Consider the following 15,275-nt stretch of genomic DNA (forward strand, 5'->3'; position numbering starts at 1 on the left):
GTCAGCCCTTGGACGGGTCCCGGAGCCCGATGATCGTGTAGTCGATGTCACCGCTCGGGGTGATCACCCCGCCCACGTTCTCACCCGGGATGTACAGCCGGTTCTCGACGTTCAGCGGCACCACCGGGGCGAGCTGCATGATCTGCTCGTCCAGGGCGCCCCAGGCGGCGTTGGCGGCCTCGATGTCGGTCTCCGCCTTGGCCTTGTCGATCGACTCGTTCACCGCGTCGTCGTCCAGCTGGGCCAGGTTGGAGTTGCCCTTGTCGTAGATGTTGCGCCCGTCGAACAGCGGCGGCAGGAAGGTCGAGGCGCTGGAGTTCCAGTCCGGGCACCAGCCGGTGATCGCCGCGTCGTGCTGCTGCGAGGGCGTGCCGATCGTCTCGTAGTAGGTGGACACATCGATGACGTTCAGCTTCACGTCGATCCCGACCCGCTTGAGCGACTCCTGGATCGCCTCGCCCTGGCGCTGCATGGCCGGGGTGGCGCGGATGTCGAGGGTGAGCTCGAAGCCACCGCTCTGGCCGGCCTCGGCCAGCAGGGCCTTGGCCTTCTCCACGTCACCGGTGCCACCCTCGCTGGGGTAGAGGTCGAAGTCCTTGTGACCGGAGACGGTGGTGGGGATGATCGTGTTGGCCACGGTGGCGAACTGGGTGCCGCCGGTGGCGTTGAGCACGCTGCTCTTGTCCACCGCGAACTCGATGGCCTGGCGCACCTTCACGTCGTCGAGCGGCGCCTTGGTGGTGTTCAGGCCCATGTAGGTCAGGCAGGTGGAGGGGTTCTTCACCAGCCGCTGCTGCAGCTGCGGGGTCTGGATCCGGGCGATGGTGGCCGTCTGGATGCTCGGCGCGCTGGTCATCGCGTTGACGTCGCTGCCCTGACCGGCCAGCAGGCGCTCGTCGATGGTGGCCGGGTCGAGGCCGATGCTGAACTTCCAGGCGTCCGGCAGGGCCTTGCGGATCTCGTCGGTGGAGGCGTCCCACTCGGGGTTGCGCTTCAGCTCGATCAGCGTGCCGGGGGTGTACTGGGCCAGGTCGTAGGGGCCGGAGGAGACGATGTCGTTGATGAACTCGTCGCCCTCGCCGGTGCCCTCGGGGAACGGGGTGGCGCTGGGCTGCGAGAGCGCGGCGTCGAACTCCGGGAACGGCGCCTTGAGATGGAAGACGATGGTCGCATCGTCCGGGGTCTCGATCGTCTTCAGGTCACCGGACCTGTAGGGCCCCTGGTAGTCGGCCGGGGCGTCGATCAGCTGCTTCATGTAGGGCGAGCCGATCCCGATCTCCGGGTCCCAGCTGCGGCTGATCCCGAACTTCACGTCCTTGGACGTGATCGGGGCGCCGGTGTCGAACTTGACGCCCTGCTTGATCTTGTACGTCCAGGTCAGGCCGTCCTCGGAGGCCTGACCGAGCGACTCGGCCAGGTCCGGCACCATGGCGTTGGGGTCGGCGGCGTCGTTCGGGGCCTTGGCCACCAGCGTGCGGTAGACGAGGCGGTAGAACGAGTTCACCCCGCCGTCCCAGCCCCGGCTGGGGTCGAGGTAGGAGAAGTCGGCGTTCTGCAGGACCTCCACGGTCCCGCCCTTCACCGGGGCCTGGCCTCCGGCGCCACTGCCGCTGCCGTTGCCGCCCTCGTCGGACGAGCCACCCGAACACGCCGACAGGGCGAGGACCGATGCCATCATCAGTCCGCCGAGGGCCACCGGGGGTGCGCTTCTCTTCACGAGGTCCTGCCTTCCGGGATGCCGCGGACCGGGCCGGCTGTGCGGCACCTGGGGTGCTGCGGGCTCGACGGTCCACGCTGGTCTGTGTCAGCTGCGGGTCAGCGAAACACGTTGTCTGCTGCGGGTGCCCCACACCGAGGACGGGCGGGAGAGCGACCCGGTGCGACAGTAATATGTCACACCTCGCAGGTGAAGACCCCGGGGCGATTTAGTTACACGGCGGCAATGTTTCTCTCGACGAGCGGCTCTTTTTCGTCAGAATCACGCGAAAGAGCATCACCCAAGCGCGTTTAGGGGTGACCCAAAGCCACTGGACCGGCCCGCGACAAACAGCAGGGGCCGGCCCGGTTCGGCGCGGACTTTCCGCACAGAACTGGACCGGCCCCTGCTGGAGACTCAGTGCAATGTCACTGTCTCACTCGTCGCGCCCGTTCCACCAGCCCAGCACGTGCTCGATGTGCTGGTGCATCAGCTGCTCGGCGCCCCGGCCGTCGCGTTGCTCGAGCCGGTCCATCAGCAGGTGGTGCTCCCCCGCCGACCGGGACAGCTCCTCCGAGCCGATCATGTTCACCAGCCCCACCATCCGGGTCTGCTGGCGCAGGTCGCGCACCATCTCGACCAGGCGCCGGTTACCGGTCAGCTTCAGCAGGCTGAGGTGAAAGTCCACGTCGGCCTCGAGATAGGCCGGGATGTCGGCCGCCGCCGCGTGGCGCACGATCAGGCCGGCCTTCTCCCGCAGCCCGGCGAACGAGGAGGGCTGGATGGTGCGGGCGATGTCACGCATCGGCGGCACCTCCAGCAGCTGCCGCAGCCGCACGATCTCCCACAGGTCCTGCTCGCTCACGTCGGTGACGCGAAAGCCCTTGTTGCGCACCGCCTCGACGAATCCGCGCTTCTGCAGGTTGAGCATCGCCTCACGGACCGGGGTGGCCGAGACCCCGAACCGGGCGCCCAGGGTAGGAGCGGTGAGCAGCTCGCCGGGCGCCAGCTCACCCGAGACGATGGCCGAGGCCAGGGCCTCCTCGACCGTGCCCCGCAGATTGACGCCGACCGCCAGCGGACCGATGTGTGAAACCACTGCCCCTACCTCCTCGGCGCACCTGCCGAACGGGCAGGCGCGCATGCCTGTGCGCGGTCCACAGTAGAGCCTGGCCGCGCCCACCCTGGCCGGCCCGCGATCACGCACACCGAGCCGGCCGTCCCCCCGCGCAGGCACATCCCGACCGCGGGCTCTGCGTCAGGTGGCCTCCGATGGCGTCAGCCGGCGTCCGGCCCCGCGGTGCGCAGCTCGGCCGGCAGCAGGGCCTCGGGCAGGCCCTGGAAGGCGACCGGACGCTGGAAGCGCTCGATCGCGGCCAGACCCACCGAGGTGGTCAGCGGGCTGGTGGTGGCCGGGTAGGGGCCGCCGTGCTGCTGCGCCGCGGTGACGCTGACCCCGGTCGGCCACTGGTTGTACAGCACCCTTCCGGTGCGGGCGCTCAGCACGGCCACCAGATCTGCTGCCTCGGTGCCCTCGCTGGTGCCCTGCACCGTGCCGGTGAGCTGGCCGGGCAGCGTCTGCAGAACGTTCAGCAGTTCGGCCTGGTCGCCGTACTCGACCACCAGCCCGGCCGGCCCGAACATCTCCTCCTCCAGAGCCTGCGGCGAGGCCGCGACCTCGGCCAGGGTGCTCCGGAAGACCTTCGCCGTCACCCCCTCGGGGTTGGCCGGCCCGGCCTGCACCTGCTCCACCCCGGGCAGACCGGCCATCACCTCGACCGACTTCTGGAAACCCTTCTCCAGAGCGGGGTTCAGCATCGTGCCGGGCGCCGGCAGCTCGAGGTCGGCCAGGAACGCCTGCGCGTCCGGCACGAACACCAGCCCCGGGTTCGTGCAGAACTGCCCGGACCCCAGCAGGAGCGACTCCAGCCAGCCGGAGGTGATCTCGGCCGAACGCTGGCTCCAGCCCTCGGCCGTGACGACCACCGGGTTCACACTGCCCAGCTCGCCGTAGAACGGGATCGGCTCCTCGCGCGAGAGCGCGATGTCGTGCAGGGCGCGGCCCCCAGCAGTGGAACCGGTGAACCCAACTGCCTTGATACGGGAGTCCCGCAACGCGCTCAAGGAGGGCTCCACGTCCTCAATCAGCGCGAAAACACCCGCCGGCGCGCCCGCGTCGGCCAGCGCCTGCGAAACCAGCGCCGCCGTGCGCCGCGACAGCTCCGGGTGCCCCGGGTGGGCCTTGACCACCACCGGGCAGCCGGCCGCCAGGGCCGAGACCGTGTCGCCGCCGAACACGCTGAACGCGAAGGGGAAGTTGCTGGCCGCGAACACCAGCACCGGCCCCAGCGGGACCACCGTGCGCCGCAGGTCCGGACGCGGGCCACTGCCCCAGTCCGCCACCGGCGGGTCGATCTGGGCCGGGATCACCGTGCCCTCGCGCAGCGCGGTGGCGAACAGCCGGGCCTGGAACGTGGTGCGCTTCAGCTCACCGTTCAGCCGGGCGGTGGGCAGGTGCGACTCGCTCTGCGCCAGCGGCACCAGCTCGTCGGCCGCCGCGTCCAGAGCGGCAGCCACCGCGTCCAGCCAGTCCGCGCGCTGCCCCGGCGCCGGGGCGGAAGGCCCGGTCAACGGGACCGCGGCCGCGGCGGTGAGGATCTGCTCCAGGTCTGCGTCCGTCGTCATCTCTCGGTTCCTTGAGTGGGGGTTCAGAAGGAGAACCCTTCCGGATAGGGGTCGCTCGGGTCCAGCAGGTACTGCCCGATCCCGGTGACCCAGGCCCGCCCGGTGATCGTGGGCAGGACCGCCGCGTGACCGCCGACGGTGGTCTCGCCCACCAGCCGGCCGACGAACCGGCTGCCGATGAACGACTCGTTGACGAAGTCCTGCCCCAGCGGCAGCTCACCGCGGGCGTGCAGTTCGGCCATCCGGGCCGAGGTGCCGGTGCCGCAGGGCGAGCGGTCGAACCAGCCCGGATGGATGGCCATCGCGTGCCGGGAGAGCCCGGCGTCGGAACCGGGGGCGATGAACTCCACGTGGTGGCAGTGGTCGACCCCCTCGATGGTCGGGTGCTTGGGCGGGTCCTGGGTGTTGATCGCGTCCATGACGGCCAGACCGGCCCGCAGGATCTCCTCCTGCCGGGAACGGTCGAAGGGCAGCCCGACGGCCTCCAGATCGACCATGGCGTAGAAGTTCCCGCCGAAGGCCAGGCTGTAGGGCACGGTGCCCAGACCGGGCACCTCGATCGTGGCGTCGAGCCGCTCGCAGTAGGAGGGCACGTTCTCCAGCGTGACCGACTCGGCGTGCCCGTCCTTCACCGCCACCTGGGCCACCACCAGCCCGGCCGGGGTGTCCAGCCGGATCGTGGTGACCGGTTCGGTGACCGCCACCATCCCGGTCTCGACCAGCACGGTGGCCACCCCGATGGTGCCGTGCCCGCACATCGGCAGGCAGCCCGAGACCTCGATGTAGAGCACCCCGAAGTCGGCGTCGGGACGGGTCGGCGGCTGCAGGATCGCCCCGCTCATCGCCGCGTGCCCACGAGGCTCGTTCACCAGCAGCCGGCGGACGTGGTCCATCTCGGCGATGAAGTGCAGCCGCCGCTCGTTCATGGTGGCGCCCGGGATCACCCCGACCCCACCGGTGACCACGCGCGTCGGCATGCCCTCGGTGTGCGAGTCGACCGCGGAGAACAGCCTCGTGGAACGCATTCGGAGACCCTCTTTCAGACGGAGGCGGTGGCCTTCAGCGACTCCAGGCCCTTGATCGCCCGCTCCATGTCGGCGCGCACCTGCGCGGTGTGCTCGGCGGTGAGCGGACCGCGCGGCGGGCGGCAGGGGCCACCGTAACGGCCGACCATCTCCATGCCCAGCTTGATCGCCTGCACGAACTCGGTGCGCGAGTCCCAGCGGAACACCGCGACCAGGTGCTTGTACAGCTCACGGGCCTCGGCCACCCGGCCGGCCACCATGTGGTCGTAGATCTCCACCGACTCGCGCGGGAAGGTGTTGGGGAAGCCCGCGAACCAGCCCACGGCACCATCGACCATCAGCTCGAACAGCACGTCGTCGGCGCCGGCGATGACGTCGATGTCGCACAGCTCGGAGATCTCGAACATCCGCCGCACGTCGCCGCTGAACTCCTTGATCGCCGAGATGTTCGGGATCTGGGCGATCTCGGCCACCAGCGAGGGCACCAGGTCGACCTTGGTGTCGATCGGGTTGTTGTAGATCATCACCGGCAGGCCGACCTCGGCGATCTTCTCGAAGTGCTCGATCACCTGCGAGTTCGAGGCCCGGTACATGGTCGGCGGCAGCGACAGCACACCGTCGGCGCCGTCCTCGGCGGCCAGCTCGGCCCAGTGCTTGGCCTGGTGCCAGCCCGGGCCGTGCACGCCGGCCACGACCACGCCGCGCCCGCCCACGGCCTCGACCGCGACCTGGATGACCTTGCGGCGCTCGGCGTCGGTCAGCGAGGAGTACTCCCCCAGCGAGCCGTTCGGGCCCACGCCGCGGCAGCCGTTGCTGATCAGCCAGTCGCAGTGCTCGGCGAACTTGTCGTAGTCGACCTCGAGACCGGCCGGGGCGGAGGGGTTCTCCCTGTACGGCAGGGCGGTGGCGACGATGACGCCGCGCAGGTTGATCGGTTCGGCGGTGCTCATGGGTGTTCCTCTCGGTGGGAGTGGTTCTGGGAGTTCTGGGAGCTGGCCAGCTCGCCGAGCCGGACCGGGACGGCGATCGGACGGTTCGCGGTGCGTCCGCTCTCGAGGAGCCCCTCCGGGCCGGCGGCCGCCGCCAGGATCTCCTCGGCGTTGCGGCCGCAGGTGCGGCCCTGGCAGGGCCCGAGACCGACCCGGGTGGTGAGTTTCAGCGAGCGCAGGCCCCGGGCCTGGGTGGCCGCGGCCACGTCGCGCACCTGGCCGACGGTGACGTCCTCACAGCGGCACAGCGTGGTCTCCCGGTCGGGCCAGCTCTGCCAGCCCGGCCGGATGCCGTGGGCCGCCTGCAACCGGTCGGCGAAGGCCCGGAAGTCGTTGCGGGAGCGCACGACCGCCGGGTCCGGCTCACCCCCGGCGGCCACGGTACCAGCGATCTCACCCTCGGCCAGAGCCAGGTCGACTCCCCCGATGCCGGTGAGTTCACCGACGCAGAAGACCCCGGCCACCGACGTCCTCTGTTCGGGATCGGTCTGCACGAAACCGCTTTCACCGGCCGTGCAACCGATGCTGAGAGCCAGTTCGGTGCGGGCGACGAAGCCGTGGCTCACGCAGACCGCGTCGACCTCCACCCGGCGCTCGGTGCCCGGCACCGGGTTCCAGTCGGCGTCGAGCCGGGCCAGGGTGACCGCCTCGACCTGCTCCTGGCCGTGCGCCGCGACCACCGTGGTGGCTGCGTGGTAGGGCACCCGATGGCGGGCCAGGGCACTGACGTAGCCGGTGAGTTCTCCGGCCTTGGAACGGGTGGCGGCCAGTTCCCAGGGCTTCGAGAGCCAGCCTCGGCCCAGGGTTCTCCAGCCGGAGGCCTCGGCGACGCCGACCACGGTGGCGCCGGTGTGGATCAGGCTGGTGACCACCGGCAGCAGGAACGGCCCGGCGCCGGCGACCAGCACCCGGCGGCCCACGGCCACCCGCTCGCCCTTGGCCAGGGCCTGGGCGGCACCGGCGGTGAACACCCCGGGCAGGTCCCACCCCGGGAAGGGCAGGGTGCGTTCCTGACCGCCGGTGGCCAGGACGAGATGGTCGGGCCGGTAGGTGCGCGGCTCACGGTCGGTGCCGTCGGCCGGACCGACCATGACGTGCACGGCCGGGCCGGCGCTGCCCTCGGGACGCTCGACCGACCAGACATGGGCGCCGAGAACGACCTCACAGCCCGGGTTCTCGAGCAGCTCACGCTGCAACTCGTGAAAGAGCTCCCACTTGTGGTGGAGCCGGTGCTCGGCAGCGCCGCTGCGCGCTTCGGGCAGGTGCCGCCAGAACTGCCCACCCAGGGCGTCGCCGGCCTCCAGCAGGGTGACCTCGGCGCCACCGGTCAGGGCGGCGCGCGCGGCCGCCATGCCGGCCGGGCCGCCTCCGACGATCAGGACGTTCTCAGTCATGGGACGGCTCCTGCGGGCTCTGGCTGGTCACCACGTCGCCCTCACCGGCGCGGCGCTGACAGGCCCGCACGTCGGGCACGTCGTTCACGGTGACCAGGCAGTCGAAGCAGACGCCGATGCCGCAGAACACCCCGCGCGGACGGCCGGTGCGCGGGCTGCGGCGCCAGGACAGGCGCCCCGAGCCCATCAGTACCCCGGCGATGGTCTGCCCCTGCAGGCCACTGACCGGCTCGCCGTCGAGGGTGATGCTGAGCGGGGCGGACTCCTTCGGACGCACCGGATCCTGCTCGGCGGGGAGCCGGCGGGGGCCTCTCACGCGGCATCCTCCAGGTGGGGCCGAAGACTGGGACGGTCTACACGGAACGGGTTCTCGGCGGCCGGGGCGGCGCCGAGCAGGTGCTGGGAGAGCACCTCGGCGGTGCCCAGGCTCAGCCCGATGCCGGCGCCCTCGTGCCCGGTGGCGTGCCACAGGCCGGCCAGGCGCGGGTCGGGGCCGATCAGCGGCAGATGGTCGGGCATGAACGGCCGGAAACCGCCGTAGGCCCGCATCACCGCAACGTCTTTGAGGAAGGGGAACAGCAGCAGCGCCTTGGCGGCCAGCGCGGCCAGCACCCGCGCCTCGATCCGGTCGTCGAAACCCCGCTGCTCACGGGACGACCCGATCAGGACGGTCCCGGCCGCAGTGGACTCCACCACGCTGGAGACCTGCAGGTCGGCGGCACCGGAGCCGACGGCCCCCACGTAGTCGGCGTCGTAGACCTTGTGCCAGACCCGCTGCGGCATCCGGGTGGTCACCAGAACCGTTCCCCGGCGCGGCTTCACCGGCACCGGAGCCCCCAGAGCGGCCGCGACCTGACCCGACCAGGGCCCGGCGGCGACCACTACAGCGTCGCCGTTCACCACCCCGTCGCTCGTGCGCACCCCGGTGAGCCGGCCCTTGCTCAGCACCGGACCGAGCACCTCCACCCCCTGGCGTACCTGGGCGCCCTTCTGGCGGGCCGAAGCGAGCAGCGACTCGGTCGCCACCACAGGCTGAACCTGAGCATCCTGCGGATAGAGGACAGCAGTGACGAAGTCGCGGGTCAGATCGGGCTCGAGTTCACGCACCCGGTCGGCTCCCACCTCCTCGGCCACCACACCAGCCGTGCGCTGCTGCACGGCGAACTGCTTCAGCCCGACGGCACCGGCCTCGGTGGTCGCGACCACCAGCCCGCCCTTGTGCTCCAGCTCCAGGCCGGGGAAGCCGGCCGGCAGCTCGTCGCGCAGTTGCGGCCCGATCTCGCTCCACAGCTGGATCGAGCGCTGCATCAGCTCCAGCTCGGGGCCTGGCCCCTTGTCCGAGACCAAGAGGTTGCCCTCACCCCCGGAAGAGGTGCCGCCGGCCGAGGGGCCCCGGTCCAGCACCACGACCTCGGTCCCCGAGCGGACCAGGGAACGCGCGATCGCGGCGCCGACGATCCCCGCTCCGATCACGATGACGCGCCCTTGCTCAGCCACATCAGTAATATTGCACAGGGCTATCCGCAACGGAAGGGGCCGGACCAACCGGGCCACTGGCGAATGTCCCCACAGAATAACAATTAACAAGCGTGTAGCAATGACGGGCACCTTGACAGCGGGGCGCCGGGTCGCTTAGGCGAGGCCTAATCTCGCCCTCAGTGCCATGTCACTGGGTACGGAGATCACGCCCCACCGTTGATCGCCGTCGTCCTCAGCGCGCCGTCGGAGACCTCGTACTTCTCCAGCAACGCATCGTAGGTGCCGTCGGCGATCGCCTGCTGAAGGGCGAGCTGAACGGCCGTGCGCAGCTCGGTGCGGTCCTTGGCCACTGCGTACCCGTAGGGCTGCGGCTGCAGCTGAGCCACCTTCCCGGCCACGGCCAGCTTTCCCCCGGACTGCGCCACCAGCCGCGCCGCCACCGGCATGCCCTCGAGGCCGAAGTCGGCGCGACCGGCCAGGACCTCGGTCTGGCTGACCCCGTAGGCCACGTTCAGGATCTTGACCGGCTGTTTCCCGGCCTTGACGCAGACCTCGGACTGGGCGACGACGGCGTCCTCGTCCACGGTGTCCGGAGCCACCGCCGCCGTCCGGCCGCACCAGTCGGCGCCGGTCTCCAGGCCGGCGACGTCCTGCGGGGTCGCGACGACCTGGGAGCCGGCGATGAAGTAGTCGACGAAGTCGACCTCCTCCTGGCGTTCGGCGGTGTCGGTCATCGAGGCGCCGGCCAGGTCGATCCGGTGGTCGGCCAGCGACGGGCGCAGATCGCCGAACGCCACCTCGACGAACTTCGGGGTGAGCCCCAGCCGGGCCGCCAGGTCGGTGGTCATGTCGACGTTGAACCCGGTGAACTCACCGCCCTCCTGGAACTCCATCGGCGGATAGGTGGGATCGATGCCGATCGTCAGCGTCCCCGCGGTCACCACGTTCAGGTTCTCGGTCGGCACACCGGCCGCCGCGCTGCTCCCGGCCGGCTCGGAGTCGTCGCTGCACCCGGCCAGAGCCGTGAAAGAGACGACGGCCAGGACCGCGAGCACCCGTGTTCCTCGTTGCATCGTGCTGCCCCCTCAGACCCGGAACCGGCGCAGACCGGTCTCGATCGCCCCGGCCGCGGCCAGGACCCGTTCGGCCGTGGCGGCCGCCCGCCCGGAGTCGTCCTCGGTCTGGTTGACGTCGTCGGCGATCGCCGCGATCGAGCGGGTCACGTCGCTGGAGCCGGAGGCGATCTCCTCCATGCTGCGCACCATCTCCTGGGTGGTCGCCGCCTGCTGCTCCACGGCGGTGGCGATGGTGTCCTGCAGCGCGCTGATCCGCTCGACCACGTCGGTGATCAGCTGGATCGCCTGCCCGGCGGCGCCGGCGTCGCGCTGCGCCGCGTCCACCTTCTGGATGATCTCCTCCGAGGTCCGCGCCGACTCGTTGGCCAGCTCCTTGACCTGGTTGGCGACCACCGCGAAGCCCCGCCCGAACTCCCCGGCCCGGGCCGCCTCGATGGTGGCGTTCAGCGCCAGCAGGTTGGTCTGGTCGGCGATCAGCGTGATGATCTTGACGATGTCGCCGATCTCGGCGGACGACTGGGCCAGGCCCTGCACCGTGCGCACCGCCTCGTCGACCGTGCCGACCGCCTCGGAGGCGACCCGCCCGGCCTCGGCGGTGGCGACCGCGACCTCACCGATCACGTGCGCCATCTCGGCCCCGCTGTTGGCCACGTTGCGGATGGTCACCGCGATCTCCTCGGAGGCCTGACGGCCGGAGGCCGCCTTGGCCGCGGAACTGGTGGCCCGGTTGCGCAGCCCGGCCGAGACCTCGGTCAGCTCGCCGGCGCTGGCGGTCATGTCGCCCCCGGCCCGGGACACCTGGGCGAAGAGACCGGCCAGCTGGTCCAAGGCCCGGTTCAGCGCCTGCACCATGCGCCCGATCTCGTCCGCGCGGCCGGTGTCACCGCGCACGTCGAGCCGGCCGTCGGCCACGCTCTCCAGCAGCACGATGGTGGCGTTCAGGCGGCGGCGCAGACGCCGGACGATGACCACGGCCACCGCGCCCAGGGCGAGTGCGACCAGCAGCCCGGTCAGCCCCATCAGCCAGCGCGCGGACCGGCGCGCGTCGGCGGAAGCGCTCAGGGCGCCGGCCTGAGCCTGCGCCGCGGCCGCGCGCATCTGCGGAACCGCCTCGGCCACCGCCTCGGCCTGTTGGGTGAAGCCGGGCATCGCGGCCCGCGCCCGGGCCCGGCCCGGGTCGGTGATCGTCAGGTTGGCCAGGGAGACCACGCGCTGGCCGAGGGTGACCAGCTCCTCGGTCTGCGCCAGCAGAGCCTCGGCCTGCCGGCGGGTGGCCTCGTCGCCTGCGGCCTGCAGGCCGCGCAAGGCCGAGCGCAGGCCGATGGCGTCGTCGCCGAGCGACCCGATCGCGGCCTGCCGTTCCGCGACGTCGTCGGAGACCATCGAGACCATCACCGATCCCCGCAGCCGGGCCTGCTGGGCGTCGACGGTCTCGGCCAGGGCCGCGGCCCGGTCGGCGGTCACCAGGCTGTCCTCGGCCCGCCCCTGCCGGGCCGAGCCCATCACCCCGATCGCCCCCACCACGATCACGCCGGCCAGCCCGGTGGCGGCCAGCACCACCAGCTGCCCGGCCAGCGACAGCGTGCGACGGGCCGCCGGGTCCTTCTGCTTCATCGACGCAAGTCTCAGTTCTCGGGCCGGTGCTCGCCTCCGCTGCGGCACCGCAAGCGGTTTGCACAGGACATCGGCCCCGGCCCCGAGGGCTTGAGCGACCGGCCCCGGACCGGCCTGTCAAGATTTTGTCAAAATGTTGCGCTGTCACGCATGTGCCTACAGAGTCTCGGGCGTGTCCACCCAGGCTCCTCCCGCTCCCGCCACCCCGAGTACCCACGGCCCGTCCCTGGGCCGCGCAGCACTCACCATCGGCGCGCTGGGTGTGGTCTTCGGCGACATCGGGACGAGCCCGATCTACACGGTGCAGACGATCTTCAATCCCGAGGACCCGCACCCGGTGCCCTCGACCCCGGACAACGTGCTGGGTGTCATCTCGCTGATGATCTGGTCGGTGACCCTGATCGTCACCCTGGAGTACGTCACCTTCGTCCTGCGGGCCGACAACGACGGCGAGGGCGGCATCCTGTCGCTGATCACCCTGATCCGGCGGCGGGCGGTGCCGGGCAGCCGCCGCACCAAGGCCGGGCTGGCGGCCCTGGGCATCTTCGGGGCCTCCCTGTTCTTCGGCGACAGCATGATCACCCCGGCCATCTCGGTGCTCTCCGCGGTCGAGGGCCTGGAGGTGGTCAACCCGTCGCTGGCCGACCTGACCGTGCCGATCACCGCAGTGATCATCGTGCTGCTGTTCCTGGCCCAGAAGTTCGGCACCGAACGGGTGGGCGGGCTGTTCGGGCCGGTGATGATCGTCTGGTTCACGGTGATCGGGGTCGCCGGGATCGGCGGGATCGTGCAGAACCCGGAGGTGCTCAAGGCCCTGTCGCCGACCTACGCGATCGGCTTCCTGACCGGGCACTTCCACATCGCCTTCTTCTCGATGGCCGCGGTGGTGCTGGCGATCACCGGCGCCGAGGCGCTGTACGCCGACCTGGGGCACTTCGGCCGGCCGGCGATCGCCCGGGCCTGGCTGATCCTGGTCTTCCCGGCCTGCCTGCTCAGCTACCTGGGCCAGGGTGCACTGGTGATCCAGGACCCGGTGGCCAACCTCAGCAGCCCGTTCTTCCTGCTGGTGCCGGAGTGGGCCCGGCTGCCGCTGGTGGTGCTGGCCACCGCGGCCACCGTGATCGCCTCCCAGGCGGTGATCACCGGCGCCTTCTCGGTCGCCCACCAGGCCATCCAGCTGGGCTACCTGCCCCGGCTGCGGATCCACCACACCTCGGCCCACGCGATCGGCCAGATCTACGTACCGTGGATCAACTGGGTGCTGATGTTCTCGGTCCTGACCCTGGTGGTCACCTTCCAGAGCTCGCACAAGCTGGCCTACGCCTTCGGCATGGCGGTCACCGGCACCATCACGATCACCACCGTCCTGTTCTTCTACCTGGCCCGGCACCGCTGGCAGAAGCCCGCCTGGCTGGTCTACGGCTTCGGCTCGGTGTTCCTGCTGCTGGACCTGCTGTTTCTGTCGGCCAACATGACCAAGCTGGTGCACGGCGCCTGGCTGCCGGTGCTGATCGGCATCAGCGTGTTCACCGTGATGACCACCTGGCAGCGCGGCCGGGCCCTGGTCACCGCCCGCCGCGAGCAGGAGGAGGGCTCGCTGCGCGAGTTCGTCGACGCCCTGCACACACGCCGGCCCGCGGTGGTGCGGGTGCCGGGCACGGCGGTGTTCCTCAACCGCGGCAAGGAGACCACTCCCCTGGCGATGCGGGCCAACGTGGAACACAACCACGTCCTGCACCAGCACGCGGTGATCCTGTCGATCGAGACCCGCCCGGTGCCCTACGTGCCCCCGGCCGAGCAGGTGGTTCTGGACGAGCTGGGCTACGCCGACGACGGCATCACCCACGTCACCGCCTACTTCGGCTACATGGACGAGCCGGACGTACCCACGGCCCTGTCCCGGATCTGCGGCGCCGTCCCGGAGATGCCTGCCTCGCTGCAGGACGCCTCGTATTTCCTCTCCACCATCGACCTGGAGGTCGGAGAGGACACGGGCATGCCCCGCTGGCGCAAACGGCTCTTCGTGGCCACCTCAGGAATCACCGCCGACGCCGCCGACTACTTCCGGCTACCGCGCGAGCGCACCGTGGTGATCGGCTCCCGCATCGAGGTCTGACCTTTGGCACACCCGGACGATCGAGCATGCGGCGCCCCCTCAGGCGTTTCATATCGTCCAGGTCATTCTCCTTGCGTCCTCCTCATCGACTGAGCCCCCACATCCACGCGTTTCGCCGAGGCCCTCAGCCCCCACGCATCCGCATCGCGCCACCGGGCCGCCGAGCCGCCGAGCCGCCGGGCGTGATGTCTCCCTCACCGAACCACCGTGCTGCTTTGTTGCACCACTTCGTGTTAGTAAGGGGGTTATGCACGGGCTGACGTCGTCCCCCTCACGCACTGCACCCACCGGAGCGCGCCTTCGTAAGGGAGCAGCCGCGTGAAGCACTCCGAGCGCTACGGACCCGGCGTCCCGGCCGAGCTCGATCGCTACCTGATCCCCAGCGAGCAGATCGTGTTCATGTTCCGCCGGCACTGGGTGGTCTTCGCCGAGCCGGTGGCCAGCACCGTGCTGAGCCTGATCTTCCTGGCCTGGCTGAGCAGCCTGACCGGCGGTGTCGTGATCACCGTCGCCACCGGTCTCTGGCTGGTGGTGCTCGCCCGGCTGGGGCTGAAGCTCTGGCTCTGGTACGACGAGCTGATCATCGCCACCAACCGCCGGCTGATGCGGGTGCACGGCATCGTCACCCGCCAGGTCGACATCATGCCGATGTCGAAGGTCACCGACATGCGCTACGACCGCTCGGTGACCGGGCAGATCCTCGGCTACGGCCGGTTCGTGGTCGAGTCGGCCGGTCAGGACCAGGCGCTCAGCTCGATCAACTACATCCCCGACTCGGACCTGCGCTACCAGCAGATCTCGCAGATCATCTTCGCCCCCTCCGAGACCCGGATCACCGCCAAGCAGCGCACCCCGGGCACCCGGGTGCCGATCAAGGAACCCGACCACCGGTAACCGCAGCCCTGGCTGCCATGGTGAAGATGTAGCCCAGTGGCACCCGCGGCGGTCGTGGCACCGGCACCGTGGTGGGCGTGGCACGGCCACCGCGGTGGGCGTGGCACCGCGGCCGGCGGGGCACCGCAGCCGGCGGGGCACCGCAGCCGGCGGGGCACCGCAGCCGGCGGGGCACCGCAGCCGGCGGGGCACCGCAGCCGGCGGGGCACCGCAGCCGGCGGGGCACCGCAGCCGGCGGGGCACCGCAGCCGGCGGGGCACCGCAGCCGGCGGGGCACCGCAGCCGGCGGGGCACCGCAGCCGGCGGG

The 15,275-nt window shown here is 70.9% G+C and carries 12 protein-coding genes and 1 pseudogene; 3 read left to right on the forward strand and 10 right to left on the reverse strand.

The features are described from left to right. Window position 1: 1 nt before the first annotated feature. The 10 genes from QSK18_RS11670 to QSK18_RS11715 form a co-directional block, all read right to left on the reverse strand. Window positions 2–1,717, reverse strand: coding sequence for an ABC transporter substrate-binding protein (locus QSK18_RS11670; RefSeq protein WP_232811068.1), 1,716 nt, complete (start codon window positions 1,715–1,717; stop codon window positions 2–4). Window positions 1,718–2,132: 415 nt separating this feature from the next. Further along, a complete protein-coding gene (locus tag QSK18_RS11675; protein WP_232811065.1) occupies window positions 2,133–2,795 on the reverse strand; it encodes a GntR family transcriptional regulator in 663 nt (220 codons plus the stop codon). Between the two features lie 179 nt (window positions 2,796–2,974). Beyond that, window positions 2,975–4,381: an aldehyde dehydrogenase (NADP(+)) gene (locus QSK18_RS11680; RefSeq protein ID WP_232811063.1), complete on the reverse strand. Its 1,407-nt coding sequence runs from the start codon at window positions 4,379–4,381 to the stop codon at window positions 2,975–2,977. 23 nt (window positions 4,382–4,404) lie between these two features. Further along, complete coding sequence (locus QSK18_RS11685; RefSeq protein ID WP_232811061.1) at window positions 4,405–5,406, reverse strand: proline racemase family protein; 1,002 nt, start codon at window positions 5,404–5,406, stop codon at window positions 4,405–4,407. A 14-nt stretch (window positions 5,407–5,420) separates the two neighbouring features. Then, window positions 5,421–6,356 (reverse strand): dihydrodipicolinate synthase family protein, encoded by a 936-nt coding sequence (locus tag QSK18_RS11690; RefSeq protein ID WP_285618721.1) that lies wholly within the window; start codon window positions 6,354–6,356, stop codon window positions 5,421–5,423. Further along, complete coding sequence (locus QSK18_RS11695) at window positions 6,353–7,789, reverse strand: NAD(P)/FAD-dependent oxidoreductase (protein WP_285618723.1); 1,437 nt, start codon at window positions 7,787–7,789, stop codon at window positions 6,353–6,355. Before QSK18_RS11695 ends, QSK18_RS11690 begins: the two co-directional genes overlap by 4 nt. Further along, window positions 7,782–8,105: a (2Fe-2S)-binding protein gene (locus tag QSK18_RS11700; RefSeq protein ID WP_232811049.1), complete on the reverse strand. Its 324-nt coding sequence runs from the start codon at window positions 8,103–8,105 to the stop codon at window positions 7,782–7,784. Before QSK18_RS11700 ends, QSK18_RS11695 begins: the two co-directional genes overlap by 8 nt. Beyond that, on the reverse strand, window positions 8,102–9,286 hold the full coding sequence (locus tag QSK18_RS11705) for an NAD(P)/FAD-dependent oxidoreductase (RefSeq protein WP_285618725.1): 1,185 nt from the start codon (window positions 9,284–9,286) through the stop codon (window positions 8,102–8,104). Before QSK18_RS11705 ends, QSK18_RS11700 begins: the two co-directional genes overlap by 4 nt. Before the next feature lie 185 nt (window positions 9,287–9,471). Continuing rightward, window positions 9,472–10,341: an ABC transporter substrate-binding protein gene (locus QSK18_RS11710; RefSeq protein WP_285618727.1), complete on the reverse strand. Its 870-nt coding sequence runs from the start codon at window positions 10,339–10,341 to the stop codon at window positions 9,472–9,474. 12 nt (window positions 10,342–10,353) lie between these two features. Next, window positions 10,354–11,958, reverse strand: a complete 1,605-nt coding sequence (locus QSK18_RS11715; protein WP_285618729.1) for a methyl-accepting chemotaxis protein — start codon at window positions 11,956–11,958, stop codon at window positions 10,354–10,356. 133 nt (window positions 11,959–12,091) lie between these two features. On the opposite strand from QSK18_RS11715, the gene QSK18_RS11720 reads away from it, so the two are divergent. The 3 genes and pseudogenes from QSK18_RS11720 to QSK18_RS11730 form a co-directional block, all read left to right on the forward strand. Continuing rightward, window positions 12,092–14,074 carry a potassium transporter Kup gene (locus tag QSK18_RS11720; RefSeq protein WP_269810073.1) on the forward strand — a complete coding sequence of 661 codons (1,983 nt, stop codon included), beginning with the start codon at window positions 12,092–12,094 and terminating at the stop codon, window positions 14,072–14,074. 318 nt (window positions 14,075–14,392) lie between these two features. Then, complete coding sequence (locus QSK18_RS11725; RefSeq protein ID WP_232811039.1) at window positions 14,393–14,968, forward strand: PH domain-containing protein; 576 nt, start codon at window positions 14,393–14,395, stop codon at window positions 14,966–14,968. Window positions 14,969–15,045: 77 nt separating this feature from the next. After that, a pseudogene (locus tag QSK18_RS11730) lies at window positions 15,046–15,275 on the forward strand (hypothetical protein); the annotation flags it as partial.

The organism is Kineosporia sp. NBRC 101677 (genome assembly GCF_030269265.1).
Taxonomy (GTDB): Bacteria; Actinomycetota; Actinomycetes; order Actinomycetales; family Kineosporiaceae; genus Kineosporia; species Kineosporia rhizophila.

Excerpts from the sequence above, each read along its gene's own strand:
- QSK18_RS11710 (WP_285618727.1), bottom strand. The coding sequence starts at position 10,341 with ATGCAACGAGGAACACGGGTGCTCGCGGTCCTGGCCGTCGTCTCTTTC.
- QSK18_RS11720 (WP_269810073.1), top strand. The coding sequence starts at position 12,092 with ATGTTGCGCTGTCACGCATGTGCCTACAGAGTCTCGGGCGTGTCCACC.
- QSK18_RS11690 (WP_285618721.1), bottom strand. The coding sequence starts at position 6,356 with ATGAGCACCGCCGAACCGATCAACCTGCGCGGCGTCATCGTCGCCACC.
- QSK18_RS11680 (WP_232811063.1), bottom strand. The coding sequence starts at position 4,381 with ATGACGACGGACGCAGACCTGGAGCAGATCCTCACCGCCGCGGCCGCG.
- QSK18_RS11715 (WP_285618729.1), bottom strand. The coding sequence starts at position 11,958 with ATGAAGCAGAAGGACCCGGCGGCCCGTCGCACGCTGTCGCTGGCCGGG.
- QSK18_RS11685 (WP_232811061.1), bottom strand. The coding sequence starts at position 5,406 with ATGCGTTCCACGAGGCTGTTCTCCGCGGTCGACTCGCACACCGAGGGC.
- QSK18_RS11695 (WP_285618723.1), bottom strand. The coding sequence starts at position 7,789 with ATGACTGAGAACGTCCTGATCGTCGGAGGCGGCCCGGCCGGCATGGCG.